General features: G+C 73.8%; 15 protein-coding genes. 11 read left to right on the top strand and 4 right to left on the bottom strand.

Annotation, left to right across the window (positions count from 1 at the left end; genetic code table 11):
- Positions 1-178 precede the first annotated feature (178 nt).
- The 3 genes from ACFO60_RS33915 to ACFO60_RS33905 form a co-directional block, all read right to left on the bottom strand.
- Positions 179-421: a hypothetical protein gene (locus tag ACFO60_RS33915; protein ID WP_380849038.1), complete on the bottom strand. Its 243-nt coding sequence runs from the start codon at positions 419-421 to the stop codon at positions 179-181.
- Positions 422-596: 175 nt separating this feature from the next.
- A complete protein-coding gene (locus tag ACFO60_RS33910) occupies positions 597-2162 on the bottom strand; it encodes a SagB/ThcOx family dehydrogenase (RefSeq protein WP_380849035.1) in 1566 nt (521 codons plus the stop codon).
- Between the two features lie 37 nt (positions 2163-2199).
- Positions 2200-4641 (bottom strand): TOMM precursor leader peptide-binding protein, encoded by a 2442-nt coding sequence (locus ACFO60_RS33905; RefSeq protein ID WP_380849032.1) that lies wholly within the window; start codon positions 4639-4641, stop codon positions 2200-2202.
- Between the two features lie 466 nt (positions 4642-5107).
- Here ACFO60_RS33905 and ACFO60_RS33900 point away from each other — a divergent pair, with 466 nt between their 5' ends.
- The 4 genes from ACFO60_RS33900 to ACFO60_RS33885 all read left to right on the top strand — a co-directional run bounded on the left by ACFO60_RS33900 (position 5108) and on the right by ACFO60_RS33885 (position 10406).
- Complete coding sequence (locus ACFO60_RS33900; RefSeq protein WP_380849029.1) at positions 5108-6754, top strand: AMP-binding protein; 1647 nt, start codon at positions 5108-5110, stop codon at positions 6752-6754.
- Between the two features lie 12 nt (positions 6755-6766).
- Entirely contained in the window at positions 6767-7918 is a 1152-nt protein-coding gene (locus ACFO60_RS33895; RefSeq protein ID WP_380849026.1) for an acyl-CoA dehydrogenase family protein, read from the top strand.
- Positions 7919-8100: 182 nt separating this feature from the next.
- A complete protein-coding gene (locus ACFO60_RS33890) occupies positions 8101-9699 on the top strand; it encodes an aldehyde dehydrogenase family protein (RefSeq protein ID WP_380849023.1) in 1599 nt (532 codons plus the stop codon).
- Positions 9700-9713: 14 nt separating this feature from the next.
- Positions 9714-10406, top strand: a complete 693-nt coding sequence (locus ACFO60_RS33885) for an SRPBCC family protein (protein ID WP_380849020.1) — start codon at positions 9714-9716, stop codon at positions 10404-10406.
- A 20-nt stretch (positions 10407-10426) separates the two neighbouring features.
- On the opposite strand, the gene map is transcribed toward ACFO60_RS33885, so the two are convergent.
- Positions 10427-11194 (bottom strand): type I methionyl aminopeptidase, encoded by a 768-nt coding sequence (map, locus tag ACFO60_RS33880; RefSeq protein WP_380849017.1) that lies wholly within the window; start codon positions 11192-11194, stop codon positions 10427-10429.
- 58 nt (positions 11195-11252) lie between these two features.
- Here map and ACFO60_RS33875 point away from each other — a divergent pair, with 58 nt between their 5' ends.
- The 7 genes from ACFO60_RS33875 to ACFO60_RS33845 all read left to right on the top strand — a co-directional run bounded on the left by ACFO60_RS33875 (position 11253) and on the right by ACFO60_RS33845 (position 17406).
- Positions 11253-11522, top strand: a complete 270-nt coding sequence (locus ACFO60_RS33875) for a helix-turn-helix domain-containing protein (RefSeq protein WP_380849014.1) — start codon at positions 11253-11255, stop codon at positions 11520-11522.
- Between the two features lie 170 nt (positions 11523-11692).
- On the top strand, positions 11693-12271 hold the full coding sequence (locus ACFO60_RS33870; protein WP_380849011.1) for a PadR family transcriptional regulator: 579 nt from the start codon (positions 11693-11695) through the stop codon (positions 12269-12271).
- The gene (locus ACFO60_RS33865; RefSeq protein WP_380849129.1) at positions 12271-13029 is read left to right on the top strand and encodes an ABC transporter ATP-binding protein; all 759 of its coding nucleotides are present in this window, start codon (positions 12271-12273) and stop codon (positions 13027-13029) included. The genes ACFO60_RS33870 and ACFO60_RS33865 overlap by 1 nt, the downstream gene beginning before the upstream one ends.
- 4 nt (positions 13030-13033) lie before the next feature.
- Positions 13034-14950 carry an FtsX-like permease family protein gene (locus ACFO60_RS33860; protein ID WP_380849008.1) on the top strand — a complete coding sequence of 639 codons (1917 nt, stop codon included), beginning with the start codon at positions 13034-13036 and terminating at the stop codon, positions 14948-14950.
- Between the two features lie 104 nt (positions 14951-15054).
- The gene (locus ACFO60_RS33855) at positions 15055-15735 is read left to right on the top strand and encodes a GNAT family N-acetyltransferase (RefSeq protein ID WP_380849005.1); all 681 of its coding nucleotides are present in this window, start codon (positions 15055-15057) and stop codon (positions 15733-15735) included.
- Positions 15736-15869: 134 nt separating this feature from the next.
- The gene (locus ACFO60_RS33850) at positions 15870-16850 is read left to right on the top strand and encodes a hypothetical protein (RefSeq protein ID WP_380849002.1); all 981 of its coding nucleotides are present in this window, start codon (positions 15870-15872) and stop codon (positions 16848-16850) included.
- A 259-nt stretch (positions 16851-17109) separates the two neighbouring features.
- Positions 17110-17406, top strand: coding sequence for an SHOCT domain-containing protein (locus tag ACFO60_RS33845; RefSeq protein ID WP_380848999.1), 297 nt, complete (start codon positions 17110-17112; stop codon positions 17404-17406).
- The last annotated feature ends 60 nt before the right edge of the window (positions 17407-17466 follow it).

The following is a 17466-nucleotide window of genomic DNA, read 5'->3' as shown; positions in this document are numbered from 1 at the left end:
GGCCGCCCGGACGGGACGCTAGGGGTCGCCGGAGGGCGTCGCGGGAGTGTGTGGGCCTCGTAGTGGGGAGAAGTGCCCGGATTGCGGGGCGGGAAACGGCCGAGCGGCCTGGTGCGGCGAGAGGGCGCGATCTCGCGGCATGGGAACGATCGGCGAAGACGGGTCGTCCGGTGGCGGCTCAGCCGCAGTAGGTGGGCAGCGCGTAGGCGGGGGTGGAGCCGTCCAGAGCCTCGATGATCATGTCAGGACCCAGGTCGAGGGGCGACTCGAACGTCATTTCAGGACCGCCCGGCCGAATGTCGAATTCGGCGAGCGCCGCGAGGAGGCCGCTCTCGGACGACGCCGTGGCCCGCGGTTCCGGCCGGGACCGGACAACGAACTCGGTGAAGCGCCGGTCAGTGTCGATCATGCAGGTCGTCATGGCGTTCTCCTGTTCACGTGCGGTGGGACTTCTCAACTGCCCTAATTGTGCTCGGAGAAAGCGCGACAGAGATAGTACGTACCTCACGAACCGGTTATGAATTCCTCATGGCGCATTTATCCATGGCATGGCGGAGGCTTTAATATCGGACCGTAATCCACGCTTGATTTGGCGGTCAGCCGGCGGTCTCGCGCAGCAGTTCCGCGGCGAGGTCGCTCCAGGCCGGGTCGTTGGCCGGGCGGCGGCCGGGCGGCGGGCCGGGCGGCTCCTCGTCCCGGTGGCCGAGCGCGAACCCGCTGACGCACGACTCGGTGCGCCAGTCGGTGCCGAGCGCCCGTGCCGTCGCCTCGATGTCGGCGGCGCCGAGCGCGCACCCGGCCAGCCCCATGGCGGCGCTCACCAGGTACAGCGTCTGGGTGAGGGCGCCGGCGTTCTTCAGGATCAGCGCGTACCCGGGGCCGGTGTACTTCCAGGACACGCGCCTGAACCGCGCGGTGACCAGGATGAGCACCGGCGGCACGGTCGCCAGGCCCGCCGACAGCCGCCCCCGGTCGATGAGCTCCCGCAGGTCCGCCGCGTCCACGTCGATCGGCTCCAGGCGATGCTCCAGCGGGTCGTAGTGGTACATCCCATCGCGGATGCCCGCGCACCCGTTGACGGCGGTGTACAGCTCCAGCTCGTAGGCCGACCCCGTGCTCGCGTAGGGACGCTCGCTGGCGAGCCCGCCGTCCGCGCCGCCGGGGGAGGCGGGGGAGCCGACGAGCGAGCGCACCCGGGCCGTCCGGTACAGCACCTCGCCGAGCTGCCGGTCGGTCAGCGGCTCGCCTCCGAAGGCGTACGTGGGACGGTGGCCCTCGATGGCGGCGGTGAGCGGCGGGTCGGCCGCGATGAGGCGGTCCCAGCACGGCCGGGGCAGGGTGACATGACCACCGTCCGTGGCGGGCTTGGTGACGGGCTCGACGGCCCACCGCTCGCCCATCGGGTAGGTGGCGCCGAAGTCGCGGTCGTGCCGGCCGAGGGTCGAACGGGCGTGGAACATCAGATCCTGCGGCAGCCAGGTGACCAGGGCGGGGTCGGAGTCCTCGGCGAACACCGGCGGGCCGGCCGGCCTCCCGCGCTCCGCGCGCTCCGCGGGCTTGGCCTGGACCACCATGCCGGTGGCCACCAGGTAGGCGAGGGCTTCGGCGCCGGGCACGGACGGCGGCAGGCCGGACAGCGCGGCGTCCGGGGTCGTGGCCCGGCTCAGCGCGCCGATCAGCCACATCGCCTCCGCCCGGTGGAACACCACCCGGTGCAGCGACAGCGGCGACTCCAGGCAGTACGCGCCGTCCTCGGCGCGCAGCATCGCGAACCGGGACATGCGCACCGCCCGCACCGGCGACAGCAGAGCCGGCTGGAACCGCGCCCGCCGGCTCTGCGGCACGACCGAGATCAGCGGCCGCTCCTGGTCCAGCCCGAGCGAACGGACCACCAGATGCTGCAACCGCAGGAGCAGCCTGTCCAGCTCGGCCCGGTCGGCGGGGTCGTCAATGGCGTTCTCCAGCGAGATCGGCCCGAGGCTCATCCGGCGCAGCGCCTCCACCACCCTGGGCGCCGGATGCGGCACGCTCTCGTCGCCCCAGCGGTGGTGCAGGATGACCGCGTCCTTGCCGTCGTCGGCCTCCACGTGCACGTCCTCGCGCAGGGACCAGAGCAGGAACCGCCTCGCTGAGGCGGTCTCCTCGTCCTGAGGTGGGCACACGCGGTCTCTCCTGGTTCGTGTTACGGCATGGCGCGGATCACAGGAAGAACGGGATCGGGTTGAGATCCCCGTACGCCGTCGGCGCGTCCAGGCGGCCGAGCGCGACCGGGACGTCGTACAGGCGCCCTTCGCCGAACCGGGCCCAGAAGTGACGCAGGCCCGGCACGACGACCTTCACCACCGGCAGCCCGACGTCGGGGCGGGTCTGGTCGAGCACGAGCACCTCCAGGCCCTTGGCGCGGGCGAGCGCGGTGATGTGCTCGACATCCTCGCGCAGGTCCGCGCGCGGGCTGTACGGACGGGCGGCCGCGGTCGTCTCCGCCTGGGCGGGATCGGGCAGCAGGTACCGATGCCCGGCCACCGTCTCGCGCGTCCACCACGCCAGCAGCCCGGGGTCGGCGGTCGCGTACCGGCCGCCGTCGCCGCCCGCGCCCAGTGTGACGGGCAGCAGCTGGCCCAGCTCGGCGAGCGCCCGGCGCAGCGCGACCCGCGGGTCGAAGTGGGCGCCGAAGCCGAACATGATGTCCTCCGCCGTCCCTCCGGCGCGCCGCGAGATCGCCGCCATCACCGGGATGCCCAGGTCGGAGGTGAGGTCCAGCACCCAGGTCTCGCGGCCCATCGCGGCCAGGCCCTGCCGCACGGAGGCGACCCAAGGGTCGTCGAAGGAGTCCAGCGCCACCGCGGGCTGGCGGGTGCGGTTGTACCACCACAGCGCCACCGCGTCCCGCTCCACCAGTTCGAGGAATCCCTGCACGATCGCGTCCTCAAGGCTCGCGCCCGCCGCCGCGCCGTTGGAGTCCGCGCGCACCGGCGCGGGGCCGCCCGGGCTGAACGGGCGGTAGTACAGCAGGTCGGTCGGCAGGAGGCGGTGCCGTTCACCGGTGAGCGACCACACCGGCGTCCACGAGAGCGCCGCCCGCTCGTCGAACGGCGCGGGAACGTGCTGGAACGGCGGGTGTGCCGCGTTCCAGCGCTCGCGGTCGCGGAACTGGCGCGGGTGGAACAGCTGGCAGGCGTCGGGGTGGACGGCGGCCTCGCCGAGCCCCTGGTAGGTGTCCAGCACGACAGGCTCGTCGCCGGAACGGGACCCGCAGTACCGCTCGGCCGCCTCGCACAGGGCGCTGACCTTGGCCTCAAGGTCGGTGACGCCCTTGCCGCCCGCCTGCGCGCGCAGGCCCGCGCGCGCCGTCGACAGGCTGTTCACCGGCAGCGCCAGATTGGGCCCGGCCAGATAGCAGTGCAGGAACGACGGGCTGCGCGGGTCGCGCCGGATCGCGCCGATGATCCCGGTGACGGGGTCGACCAGCCCGCCGAACCGCTCCCAGACCCGCAGGGCGGACGCGGCCCGCTCGCCGGTGCCGCCGAGCCCTTCCTTGGGGCGGGAGACCGGGACGACCGGACGGCGCACGTGGCGGGCCACCAGGCCCGGGTCCCCGCACGACGGGCACTGGGGGCGCCGGGTCAGCGGGTGGTGCCGGCCGGTCATCGTGAGGGTGTCCAGCGTCCACACCGCGTCCTGCCCGTCGTGGCGGTGCCCGGCCAGCCACTTGGCGGCCTCAAGGGCGACGGCGTGCAGCCCCATGCCCCGGGTCGGGGCGATCGACGCCTCGGGCGGCAGGGCGGGCGCGCCGGAGGCCGACACCAGGCAGCTCTCGGCGCGGCGGTGGCCGCGCAGCCGCTGCGAGAGGCACGCCCAGCAGGGGCCCGCGCCGGGACGGAAGACCGGGCCGACCCACACGTCGGCGCCGCCCGGCTTGGCCGGCAGCCAGGGCCGTCCGTCGGCCAGCCGGCGGGCGTTGACCTCGGCCAGCGCGGGGTCGAGGTAGTCGTCGCAGACGACGAGCGTCAGGTGGCCGCGCGGTTCCCCCGCGCCGCTGTCGGGCACGGCGGCGAGCCCGGCCGCGCGGCAGGCGGCGAGGACGGCGTCCATGTCGACGTGACCCAGTGCCAGGACGCCCACGGTGGCCTCGGCGAGCGCGGCGGGAGCATGGCCGCCGTCGAGCCCGGCGAGGTCCCAGTAGGCCGCGGCGGCGGCGTCGGCGGGGCCGGCCGGGCCGCGGTATCCGATCAGGTTGGCCTTGGCCATGCGGCCGAGCACCGGCCCGACCTGGGCCGCGGGCAGCTCGCGGGAGGCCTGCTCGTGGATCTCGGCGAGGCTGCGGCTGCCGTCCAGCAGCGGAGCCAGCACCTCGGCCGGCCTGCCCGACAGCGCCGTCGTGCCGCGCGCGGAGACCAGGTACACCGCCTCGCCGGGGACGATCTCGGGGCGCAGGTGGCTCTTGAAGCCGATGCGCGGGGACGGCGCCGCGCCGCCCGCCCGGCCGGCCGCGGGGACCTTCGCCGCGGCGGTCGTGGGGACGCAGGCCGGGGCGGTGCGGCAGTCGTCCGCGCCGGGGGCGGCGTGCCCGGCGCCGGTCGCCGGGGTGCTGAGGCGGCGATGGGCGAGGGTGACGCCGACACCGGATTCCGTTTCCACCATGAGAGCCTCTTCCAGGCCGTCGGGGGGCACGAGGGGGATGCGGGCGGCCGTCGCCGCCTCGGCCGGCGCACCTACCCACGGTCGCGGGCCGCAACCGCCGTCCGGCGGGAGCGGCCCCGCGCAGCATTTTGCAACGCCCCCGCGTCCGCGGCCAGTTTCCCCCTCATATTCACGACATGAATCCTTCATATTGCACCGATGAGCCGGTCAGTGGCCTGCGGCGCCGTTCCTGAGCACACTTGTTGAACGTAGAAGCGATCGGAGGGAGCCGCGTATGCGTCGCATCCGGTGCACCAGGACGGCCGCCACCAAAAAGGCGGGCAAACGATTGACCGGGGAAATCGACCCGCGAACCCCGTCCGGCCGCACATTGCCCTACTAGCGAATTCACGCCGGCTCGGCCGGAGAGAATCCGGCCGGCGGAAATCCGGCCAACCGAAATCTGTCTCCAGGAAGGGAGCGGGACATGGCTCCGGTGCTGGAAATCACCGGCGACCGTTTCAGAGCCGAGGGGGTGTGGCACGACCGCACCGCCATGGACGACCTGCGCGGCGCGGTCGAGCGCTTCCCCGACCGCGCGGCGGTGGTGTGCCGGCACACGGACGGCCGCGAACCCGACCGCCTCACCTACGCCGAGCTGGCCGCGCGCGTCGAGCGGCTCGCCGCCGCCCTGGTCGGCCTCGGCGTGCGGCGGGGCGACGTGGTGACCCTGCAGTTGCCGAACTCCTGGGAGCTGGTCGCGCTCTGCCTCGCCTGCGCCCGCGTCGGCGCGGTCGCCGGGCCCGTCGCGACGATCATGCGCCGCCGCGAGGTCGAGTTCATGACCCGGCTGACCGGCAGCCCCCTCTACGTCGGCCCGGCGGAGCTGCGCGGGCACTCCTTCGCCGACATGAGCGCCGAGGTGGCGGCGGCGGTGCCCACGCTGCGGCATCGGGTCCTGCTCGGCGCGGCCGAGGCCGGCCGCGGCGACGCGCTGGACTTCGACCGCGACCTGTTCGGCCGGGCGTGGGAGCGGGAGATCGAGCCGGGCGTGCTCGACGCCCGCGAAGCCGGTCCTGACGACGTGGCGCAGGTGATGTTCACCTCCGGCACGACCGGCGAGCCCAAAGGCGTCATGCACAGCCACAACACCCTGGGCGCGCTGAACCGAGCGCAGATCGAGGTGCTCGGCCTGACCTCAGGCGAGGTCACCGCCATGGGGTCGCCGACCACCCTGCAGGCCGGCTACACCTGGAACTTCCTGATGCCGCTGATCCTCGGCGCCACGGCCGTCCAGGTCGACGCCTGGAACCCCGGGCTGATGCTCAGCATCATGGAAGAGGAGGGCGTCACCTTCTTCTACGGCCCGCCGCCGTTCCTCATGGACCTGATCCGGGAGCAGGAGCGGAGCCCGAGGAACCTCTCGGCGCTGCGGTCCTTCGCCACCGGCAGCGCCCCCATCCCGCCGGTGCTCGTCGAGCAGGCCCGCGACGTGCTGGGCTGCCGGCTGTACGCGCTGTGGGGGATGACCGAGAACGGCGCCGTCACCGTCACCCGCCCCGAGCAGCCCCCGATGCGCGCCGCCGAGAGCGACGGCACGCCGGTGCCGGGCATGGAGGTCCGCATCGTCGGCGAGGAGACCGGCCTGCCGGTGCCGCCCGGCGCCACCGGCCTGCTGCAGGTGCGCGGCGCGAGCCAGTGCCTCGGCTACTACCGCCGCGAGGAGCTCTACGCGGAGTCCCTCACCCCCGACGGGTGGTTCGACACCGGCGACCTGGCCAGAGACGACGGGTACGGCGGCATCCGCATCGCCGGCCGCGTCAAGGACGTCATCTCCCGGGGCGGCGTGAAGATCCCGGTGGTGGAGGTCGAGGCGGCGCTGCTGCGCCATCCCGCGATCCGCGACATCGCGGTCGTCGGCATCCCCGACGACCGGCTGGGCGAGCGGGCCTGCGCGGTGATCGTCCCTGACGGCGTCGCGCCCACCCTTGAGGACCTGCGCGCCCACCTGACCGAGCTGGACATGGCCAAGCAGTACTGGCCCGAGCGCGTCGAGATCGTCGACACGCTGCCGAGGACCCCCTCGGGCAAGGTGCAGAAGTTCGTGCTACGCGACCGGCTGACGGCTGAGTGAGGGCATCTCATCATGGACTTTCTCTTCACCCCTGAGCAGAACGCGCTGGCCGAGAAGGTCCGCGCCTACGTCGCCGACCGGCTCGCCCCGGCCGCCGCCGAGAGCGACCGCGAGGGCCGCTTCCCGCCGGAGCTGTTCGCCGAACTCGCCGCGGAAGGCATGTTCGGGCTGCGCATCCCCGTCGAGTACGGCGGCATGGGCCTGGACGCCGTCAGCACGGGCATCGCCCTTGAGGAGCTGGCACGCGGCGACATCACCGCCTGCTACCCGGTGCTGAACGCCGCGCTGGTCGGCGGGGTGCTCAACCTGCACGGCAGCGACGGGCTGAAGGCGCGCTGGCTGCCCTCCATCGCCCAGGGCGACGCCATCGTGGCCGTGTGCATGACCGAACCCGGCCACGGCACCGACGCGGCCGCGCTGGAACTGCGCGCCGAACCCGACGGCGAGGGATGGCGGTTGTCGGGCGAGAAGACCTCCATCATGCTCGGCGCGTACGCCACCCACGGCCTGATCTTCGCCCGCACCGGCGAGACTCAGGAGCGCTCGCGCGGCGTCACCGCCTTCTACACCCGGCTCGACGACGCCCACCTGACGCGCACGACGCTGCCCAGCCTCGGCAGCCGGTCCGGCGGGCGCGCGACGATGGTCTTCGACGGGTTGCGCGTCGGCCCCGAGAACGTCGTCGGCGGCACCGGGCTCGGCTTCGTGCAGGGCATGCGCGGTTTCGACTACTCCCGCGCGCTCATCGCGCTCATGGCCGTCAGCGCCGCGAGCGTGACCGTCGACGCGGCGTTCGCGCACGCCAGCGAGCGCGAGGCGTTCGGGCAGCCGCTCAGCCGGTTCCAGAGCCTGACGTTCCCGCTGGTCGAGCACGCCACCTACCTGCACGCCGCCCGGCTGCTCGCCTACGAGGCGCTGTGGCGCAACGACGCCGGGCTCAACCACCGGGTCGAGGCGAACATGGCCAAGTGGTGGGCGCCGAAGACCTCGGCCGAGGCCGCCCACCAGGCGCTGCTCACCCTCGGGCACTACGGCTGGTCGGAGGACGGGCCGGTGGCGCGGCGGCTGCGCGACGTGATCGGCACGCAGCTCGCCGACGGCACCGCCGCCGCGACCAAGCTGGTCATCGCCCGTGAGTTCCTCGGCAGGGAACACGCCCCCTGACCCCGCCGTCCCGTCCCCGCCCGGGACGGGAACCTCCGCCCCGCCCACCCGGACGCCCCGCCGGCCACGGCGGGGCCCCGCGACACCTCTTCGACGTCGCGACGCACCCGCGACGCGCGCCGAAAGCCCTTGCGACGACTCTGTGGCGCCTCTCGCGCCCTTCGACGAGCGGAGACCGCCTGATGCGTGAACCCGACGCACCCTTGCCGACCTACGGCTCCTATGTGGGAGGGCGCGACATCGACGCGGCCGAGCACATCTACGCCGTCTCGACCCGCGCGATACTCGAGGACGCCCCGCGCGCGCTGCGCCTGAAGCGCATGCTGGAGCGCGGCGAGATCGACCCCGCCTTCGCCGGGCCCGAGGTCATCGGCCGCTGCGCGGTGGCCGACGCCGCCACCGCGCGGGCGGCGCTCGCGGCCGCCGCCGGCGCGGCACGCGAGTGGTCCAGAAGCCCGCTGGACGTGCGGCTGCGGGCCGGCGAGCTGATCCGCAAGCGCCTGGCCGAGACGCGGTCGGCGTTCGTCGAGGTGATGGTCGCCGAAGGGCGGACGCGGACGCTGGCGGAGTGGGAGATCGACGGCCTGCTGCACATCGTCAGCCCCGAGACGCTGAGCTGGTGCGCCGAACTGCTGCAGCGGGACTTCCACTACGGCGGCAAGCGCATCTCGATGCGGCGCAAGCCCGACGGGGTCGTGTGCGTCGCCCCGCCGCAGAACGCCCCGCACTCCAACGCCATCTACGGCGCCGCCGCCGTGCTGTCCGGCAACGCGGTCGTCGTGCGGGCGCCGCGGAGCATCCCGTTCGGCGTCATGTACGCCCTGCGGGAGATCGTCGCCCCCGCACTGGAGGAGGCCGGCGCCCCGCCCGGCACCCTCAACGTCGTGTGCGGCCCGCCCATGATGGAGGAGTGGCTCGCCAGCGAGCACGTGAACGACATCATCTACTTCGGCGGCACCGAGAAGGGGCTGGTCTTCCAGAACGACTGCGCCGCCGCCGGCAAGAAGCCCATCCTGGAACTGGCCGGCAACGACTGCGCGATCGTCTGGCGCGACGCCGACCTCGACCTCGCCGTGGGCGCGCTCGCCGAGGCGTTCCACGCCTCCGGCCAGATCTGCAACATCCCGAACCAGGTCATCGCCCACCCGGCCATCGCCGGCGAGCTCATCGAACGGCTGGCCGCCGCCGCGGCGCGCGTCAGGCCCGGCCACCCCGACGAGGAGGGCGTCGTCCTCACCCCGGTCCTGGCCGCCGACGGGTTCTTCGCCTTCCTCGCCGACGCGCTGGACAAGGGGGCGGAACCGGTGTGCGGCGGCCGGCGCCTGGAGGTCGACGGCACGCCGTCCGACACCGGGTTCTTCATCGAACCCACGGTGATCCGCGTGAACGGCCTGGCCGGGGCGCGTGACATCGAGGCCGTGCGCAGTGAGACCTTCTTCCCGCTGCTGCCCGTGGTGGTCCCCGAGGCCGGCGGCTCCGACGAGCGGCTGCTGGACGAGGTGCTGGCGTTCGTCGACGGCAACGCCTACGGCCTGCGCAACTCGCTGTGGACCGCCGACGAGCGCGTCGCCGAGCGGTTCGCCGACGAGGTGCGCAACGGCGGCGTCCTGAAGGTCAACGACGACTCCCACTGCGGGTTCTATCCCTACATGCCCTCCCACGGCGGCACCGGGCTCACCGGCGGCGTCTTCGGCGAGGCCAGCTACATGATGATCCGCACCACCCACCTCCAGGGCGTCGCCCTGACCCCCGCGAGACCGGCCACGGCCGGCGGGAAGTGAAAGGGGACCGTGACATGCGAAAGGTAGGCATGAGGGCCCGCGTCGCGCTCGACGCCCGCGCCGCGCTGGACCGCCTGGCCGGCGGCTCCTGGAGCGAGCGCCTGACCGGCGACGTCCTGTCGGTGACCCCCGTCCCGGGTTCGCCGACCGTACCGGGCGAGTCCTCCGCGCCGGGCACGCCTCCCGTCCTCGAGACGCCCCCCGCCCCGGCCTCTGAGACCCCCCTCGTCCTCGAGTCGCCCCCCGGCACCGAGACGGCCCCCGGCCGTCCGGTGAGCCCGGCCGCATCGGCCGGAGTGGGACGCGACGGCGACCGCCTCAGCGAATGGGCCCTGCCCTTCCGCGGAGGCACGGTGCGCTGGCGCCAGTACGAGCAGGCGTTCCCCGCGCGGGCGGACGCCTCCTCCCCGGCGCCGGGCATCGCCTTCGAGCAGGTGGACGGCGACTTCGCCACGCTGTCCGGCACCTGGCACGTCGTCGCCGACCCCGGCGGCGCGTCCTGCCAGGTGCTCTTCGAGGCCCGGTTCGACCTCGGCGTTCCCATGTACGACAGGGTCGTCGAGCCGTTGCTGGCCCGGGTGATCGCCCGGGCGGTCCGGGCCGTCCTTGTCGCGGCCTACGGCTCGGTGGAGGCGGAGGAGGACCCGCCGACCGTCCCGGAGGCCGAACGCCGCGTCGCGTCCCTCCTCGCGGCGGCCACCGCCTGAGCCCGCCTCCCTGAAGGGCTTCAGAGGAGGGTGAGGATGCGGGGGCCTTCCCGGGTGATGGCGATCGTGTGCTCCATATGGGCGGCCCGGGTGCCGTCGGTGGTGAGCAGCGTCCAGCCGTCGGCCGCGCTGCGGTAGTCGTCGCGGCCGCCCGCCATGAGCATGGGTTCGATGGCGAGGGTCAGGCCGTGGCGGAGCGGGAAGCCGCGGCGGGGACGGCCGCGGTTGGGAACCGGCGGGTCCTCGTGCATGCGGCGGCCGATGCCGTGCCCGCCGAAGTCGGCGGGCATGCCGTAGCGGGCGGCCCCGGCGACGGCGGCGATGGCGTGCGAGATGTCGCCGATGCGGTTGCCCGGGACGGCGGCGGCGATGCCGGCGGCCAGGGCCCGCTCGGCGGTGCTGATGAGCTCCAGGTCGGCGGGCCGCGGGGTGCCGACGGTGAAGCTGATGGCGGCGTCACCGGTCCAGCCGTCCAGTTCGGCGCCGCAGTCGATGCTGACCAGGTCACCGTCGCGCAGGCGGTAGCGGCCGGGGACGCCGTGGACGATGGCGTCGTTGACCGAGGTGCAGATCACCGCCGGGAAGGGAGTGGGGGCGAAGGAAGGCCGGTAGCCGAAGAACGGCGAGCGCGCCCCGGCCTCGTCCAGCACGGCACGGGCCGCGTCGTTCAACTCCAGCAGCGACACTCCGACGGCCGCCGCCTTGCGGACGGCCTGCAGAGCGCGGGCCACGATGCGCCCTGCCTCCCGCATGGCGTCCATCGCCGCGTCGTCCTTGATCTCAACCATTCGCGTACTCCTTGCCCCACGCCGAACCAATTTTTATACCGGTATTAGTATCACAGTCATGGTGAGGACTCCTTTGACCCCCTGGGAACGCCGGCGCGGGGAGCGGTTCGGGGCGCTGCTGCGCCGGGCGCGCGGCGACCGCAGCATGGTGGAGGTCGCCGCGGCGGCGGGGGTCTCGGCGGAGACGCTCCGCAAGATCGAGACCGGCCGCGCGCCGACCCCGGCCTTCTTCACGGTCGCGGCGCTGGCCGCCGCGCTGGGGATGTCCCTGGACGAGCTGGCCGCCGCCTGCGCGGAGGGCTGGGACGGCCGGGAGCTCACGGCGTGAGCACCCTGATCCCGGGGGCGCGTGCCCCGGGCCGACGGCCGACCCCGTAGAGAACGGCCGGGCCGGCCCGCCCCGCATCCCGCCGCCGTTGCCGCCCGCTTGAGGGAGGGGTTGCTCGGATCCCTACCTAACGGTTAGCTTGTCTAGCTAACCGTTAAGTAGGTGTGGTGATGTCCGAGAATGCCGGCGTTTCGAGCAAGGAGCCGTCCGGCGGCTATCAGCTGCGAGTCGTGCAGGAGGTGTCGCTGGCGCTGCTGGCGAAGGAGGCGTCTCACGGCTATCAGGTGCGCGCGCGGCTTCAGCTCGCGCTCGGCCCACTGGCGGAGGCTCTGAACGCGGGCCAGGTGTACGTGACGCTGACCCGGCTGGAGAAGGCCGGTCTGGTGACCTCGGAGCGGATCGGCCAGACCGATCGCCCGGACCGCAAGGTCTACGAGCTGACCGCGGCGGGGCGCGAGCGGGTCGACGAATGGCTGGGCGACACCAGCTGGCCCAAGCCGGCCCCGGCGGAGTTCCATCTGAAGCTGGTGGCCGCCGCGGCGGCCGGACTGGGCGACCCGGTGCGACTGGTGGACACCCAGCGGCACGTGGTGCTGGCCGGGCTGGCCGCCGCGCAGCGGGCCGCGTTGGCCGAACCGGACGGTTCGGTCGCCGCTCTCTTGCTCGAGGGCGTGGTGCTCAGGCTGCAGGCGGACCTGAGCTGGCTTGAAGCCTGCAGTCGGTATTGGACTTCGAGGAAGGACCGATGATGGTGGCGAGCGAGGCGCTGTCGGGCACAGACCCGGTCTTACGCACGCGCGGGTTGCAGATGCGATTCGGCCAGGGAGCGGGGCTCGTACGCGCGCTCGACGGAGTCGATCTGGAAGCCGCCGCCGGCGAGACGCTGGCCGTGATGGGTCCCAGCGGCAGCGGGAAATCGACGCTGCTGCACCTGCTGGGCGGCATGGAACGCCCGTCGTCGGGGGAGGTGTGGCTCGCGGGGCGCCGCATCGACGGGCTGGGCGAGAAGGCGCTGGCCCGGCTCCGCCGGCGGGCGATCGGGTTCGTCTTCCAGGCCTTCCACTTGATGGACGAGCTCACCGCCGCCGAGAACGTCGAGCTGCCCGCGCTGCTGGCCGGGCGCCCGCCGCGCGCGGCCCGCCGCCGGGCCGCTGAGCTGCTGGAACAGGTCGGGCTCGGCGACCGCGCCGAACACCTGCCGTCGGCGCTGTCGGGCGGCGAACGCCAGCGGGTCGCGATCGCCCGTGCGCTCAGCAACGAGCCGCTCGTCGTGCTCGCCGACGAACCGACCGGCAACCTCGACAGCGTCGCGACCGTGGACGTGCTGCGGCTGCTCGACAGCCTGCGCGCGGCGGGTCAGACGCTGGTGATCGTCACCCACGACGCGCGCGTCGCGGCCATCGCCGACCGGCTGATCTCGATGCGCGACGGCGCCTTCGTCGAGGAGACCAGGCTGACCCACGGCACCGGCGGGCTGGTGGGCGAGCTCACCGGACTGGGGGGCTGACCCGATGGGCCGCATCCTGCTCGTCTTCCGGCTCGCCGCGCGAGACCTGCGCCGGCGCCCGGCCGAGGCCGCGCTCCTGGTGCTCACGATCACGGCCGCCACGGCCACGCTGACGCTCGGGCTCGCCCTGCACGGCGTGACCGACCGGCCCTACCAGAGCACGCGTCAGGCGACGGCCGGTCCAGACGTGGTCGCCAGCGTCACCGCGGGGTACGACAGCGGTCAGCCCGCCGACCTCGCCGGTCTCAAGGCGCTGACCGAGGCCCCCGGTGTCGTCGCTCATAGCGGTCCCTACCCGTACACGCAGGTGGACCTCGGAGCACGCGGCATCACCGCGAAGGCGTGGGCACAAGGGCGCGACACCGCCCGCGCCCTTGTCGACCGGCCCGAACTCACCGAGGGCGGCTGGACGCGCGACGGCGGCGCGGTGGTCGAGGCCGGCTTCGCCAAAGCACTCGGGGTCGGCGCCGGTGACCGGATCACCGTGAACGGCCGGTCGTTCCGCGTCGCCGGTGTCGCCGTCACCGCCGCCACGGATCCGTATCCGAAGGTGTGCTTCGCCCCCTGCCGGGCGGGAGGCTATGGGGAGATCGCCGCGAAGGCCGCCCGGACCGAGCCCGCGGGACCGGCGCCCGCACCGCGAGGCGGCCCACCCGGCGCCGGGGGCGCCAAGCCGGAAGCCGGCCCGCCCGGAGCCGGGGATTTCCAGCTCGGCCCGAGCGGCCTGGTCTGGCTCACCGAGGCGGACGCCCGCGGCCTCGCCTCACAGGCGAGACCCCTCTCCTACGCCGTGAACCTGAAACTGGCCGACCCGGCGAGGGCTCCGGCGTTCGTCAACGCGCGCTTCTCGGGCAGGGACAACGCACCGGCGCTGGCGACGTGGCAGGACATCCTCTCCGGGCACGCCAGGCTCGCCGAGTGGAAGCAGACCGCCATGCTGCTCGCCGGCTGGCTGCTCGGCCTGCTCGCGCTGGCCGGCATCGCGGTGCTCGTCGGCGGCCGGATGGCCGACCAGCTGCGCCGCGTCGGACTGCTGAAAGCGATCGGCGGCACACCGGGCCTGGTCGCGGCCGTGCTCCTGGCCGAACACCTCGCCGTGGCCCTCCTCGCGGCCGCGGCCGGGCTGGCGGCCGGACGGCTGGCGGCCCCGCTGCTCACCGCGCCCGGCGCGAGCCTCCTCGGCCGCGCGGATTCCGCGCCGTTGACCCTGTCCGCCGTCGGTCTGGTGACGGCCGTCGCGCTCGGGATCGCGGGCATGGCGACCTTCGTCCCCGCTGTGCGCGCCGCCCGCACCAGCACCGTCCGCGCGCTGGCCGACGCGCCCCGCCCGCCGCGGCGGACGGCCTGGCTGATCACGATCTCGGCGCGACTGCCCGTCCCGCTACTGCTGGGACTGCGGCTGGCAGCCCGGCGGCCGCGCCGCGCCATGCTGGGCGTGGCCGCTATCGCGATCACCGTCACCGGCATCGTCGCGGCCCTGGCGGCTCACGCTCACCGATACGCCGAGAAAGCCCCAGGGGACGATCCTCGCACCGCCTTGAGCCAGGCGCTGACCCTGTTCGTGATCATGCTGATCGCCCAGGCGGCCGTCAACGTGATCTGCATCGTCCGGGCGAGCACGCTCGACGCCAGACGCGCTTCGGCGCTGGCCCGCGCGCTCGGCGCGACCCCGGCTCAGGTCAGCGCGGGACTCTCGGCGGCACAGGTCCTTCCCGCCCTCGCCGGCGCCCTGATGAGTCTCGTCTTGGGAATCGGACTGGCCGAGGTCCTCGACGAGGATCCTGTGACCATCCCGCCGCTGTGGCAGCTGCTCGCCGTGGTCCTCGGGTGCGTGGCCGTGATCACAGTGCTCACCGCGATACCGGCCCGCGTCAGCGCCCGCCGCCCCGCGAGCCGCATGCTGCGGACCGAACTCACCTGACGGCCGCGCCGCATGTCGCGCCTCGCCGTCCGGCAGCCCTGTGCGGTGGTGTGCGGCCGCGTCGACCTTGTAGTATCCCCGGCCCCGACACAGGAGTGAGGCCGATGGTCCCAGAGCGAAGGTTGGCAGAGCATCTGGCCCGGTGGCTCGGCAAATGGCCCGGCGCCGGTGACCTGGACATCGTGGGATCGCCGGGACGGACGCTGCCGGGGTGGAACGGCGCGATCTATCCGGCGATGGGTGTGCGGAGTCCGGCGGGCGGGGTGCTGTCGGTCCCGCCCGAGCACGCCGAGAAGGTGGCGGAGCTGTACGCCGAGGCGCGCGACTTCGACGCGATCGCGCCGCAGGTGTCGGCTCTGCTCGGATACCAGGAGCGAGGCTTCTACACCGCCGTCTACCGCTGGAGCATCCGCCCCGCGCAGTCCGCGGACGCGGGTTCCTGGGTCGCGGCGGACGATCCCCGGGTGCCCGCGTGGCTGCGGCCCTTCGGCGGGGAGGTGCTGGTGGCGTGGGATCCGGATACGGGAGCGTACCTGGCGGGCGTGGGTCTCAAACGGCACGACGACCGCGGACGCGAGCTGGCCGTGGTGACGGCCTCGGAAGCGCGCGGGCGCGGGCTGGCGCGCAGGCTCGTCGCGCAGGCGGCCCGGCGCGTGCTGGACGAGGGCGCCGTGCCCACGTACCTGCACGCGCGGGACAACCGCGCCTCCGCCGCCGTGGCCGATGCCGCCGGGTTCCCCGACAGGGGGTGGACGGCCTTCGGGCTGAGCGGGCGAGAAGGCTGAGGCGTACCGGCGGACCATGGCGCAGATACCATAGGGGGGTATAGTGTAAGCCGGGTCCTGAACGGTGGGCGCCGTCGACGTGGCGAGATCGTCGCCGTCGTCGAGGGGGCCGGGTACGAAGTGGAGGTCCGGTCATGAACACCGGCGTCAAACTCGGCTCCTATGTCCTGGGGCTGGCCGTGGTCTTCGGCGGAGCCCTGGGGGCGGGAAGACTGATGGGGCCGGCAGGGCCGCCCCCGGCCCGGGATCGCGCCACGTCGGCCGCCCCGGCGCACGGAGGGCCCGCCGCGCGGCAGGCGGTGAGCGATACCCCTGGGGGGCTCCAGGTGTCCGAGAACGGCTACACCCTGGTTCCGCTCACCGCGGCCGTCCCGCCGGGCGAGCCCACCGACTTCCGCTTCACCGTGACGGGCCCCGGCGGGCGGCCGGTCACCGGCTACCAGGTCCGGCACGACAAGAAGCTCCACCTGATCGTCGCCTCGCGCGACCTGGACGTCTTCCAGCACCTGCACCCCGCGCTCACTCCCGACGGGGTGTGGTCGGTCGGGCTCACGCTGCCCGCCGCAGGCGTCTACCGGGTGTTCGCCGACTTCGCGCCCATCGGCGGCGAGGCGATGACCCTGGGCGCCGACCTGCCGGCGGCGGGCGACTACACGCCCAAGCCGTTGCCGGAGGCCACCCGCACGGCCCGTGTCGACGGCTACACCGTCACCCTCGACGGCGACCTGATCCCCGGGCAGGTGAGCAGGCTCACTCTCACGGTGGCCGAGGACGGCGAGCCGGTCGGCGACCTCGCGCCCTACCTCGGCGCCTACGGGCACCTGGTGGCGCTGCGCGCCGGAGACCTGGCCTACCTGCACGTCCATCCCGACGGCACGCCGGGCGACGGCAGGACCAAGGCCGGGCCCGAGGTCGTCTTCCACGCCGAGGTGCCCGGTGACGGCGACTACCGGCTGTTCTTGGACTTCAAGCACAAGGGCGAGGTCCGCACCGCCGGCTTCACGCTCGGCGCCGGACGGCCCGCGGCGGCGCCCGCGACTCCCAGCGCCGAGCCCGGCCCCGCCGAGTCCGCCGAGTCCGTGGAGCCCGCGGAGCTCGGCGACCACGGCCACTGAACCACGTCGACCACGCCGCGGCCGGAATGACGACCGCGCTCGGCTACCGGAAGGCGGCCGTCCCCACCTCTCGAGACGTCACCGGGGCGCGCCCTGGACGGCGTCTCCTGCGAGGCGTCCGCACGCGGGGAAGGGCCGGGAAATCCCAGAAGTATGGCCGCCGACCGCCGCCGGCCTTCCGGCTCGGGCCGGGAACGCGGATCCTGGACACCGTGGGCTCCTCTGTCAGCGAATGAGCCGAGGGAGCAAGGTGGTCAGGATGGACTGGAACGGACCGGGCATGGGCGGCGGCTGGAGCGGCGGTTGGGGCGGCGGCTGGGGCGGCGGCTGGGGCTACGGCCTGATGATCCTCAACACGGTGCTCTTCTGGGCGGTGGTGATCACCGTGGTCGTGGTCGCCGCCCGCTACCTGGCGCGTGCGCCGCGCCGCCGGAACGGCCCGGGCTCCGCCGCGCCTTCGGCCGAGGAACTGCTGGCGCAGCGCTACGCCCAAGGGGAGATCGACGCGGAGGAGTACCGCACACGTCTTGACACCCTGCGCGGCGCCCGTACCTGAGCTCGGCCGAGCCGGTCCCGATTCTCGGCCCAGGCCTGGCCGCGCCTCCAGCTTCGGGGC

Origin of the sequence: Sphaerisporangium dianthi (genome assembly GCF_042654065.1) — a bacterium.
Lineage (GTDB): Bacteria > Actinomycetota > Actinomycetes > Streptosporangiales > Streptosporangiaceae > Sphaerisporangium > Sphaerisporangium dianthi.
The sequence above is the reverse complement of the archived record's forward strand: the minus strand, read 5'-3'. Positions and strand labels throughout refer to the sequence as shown.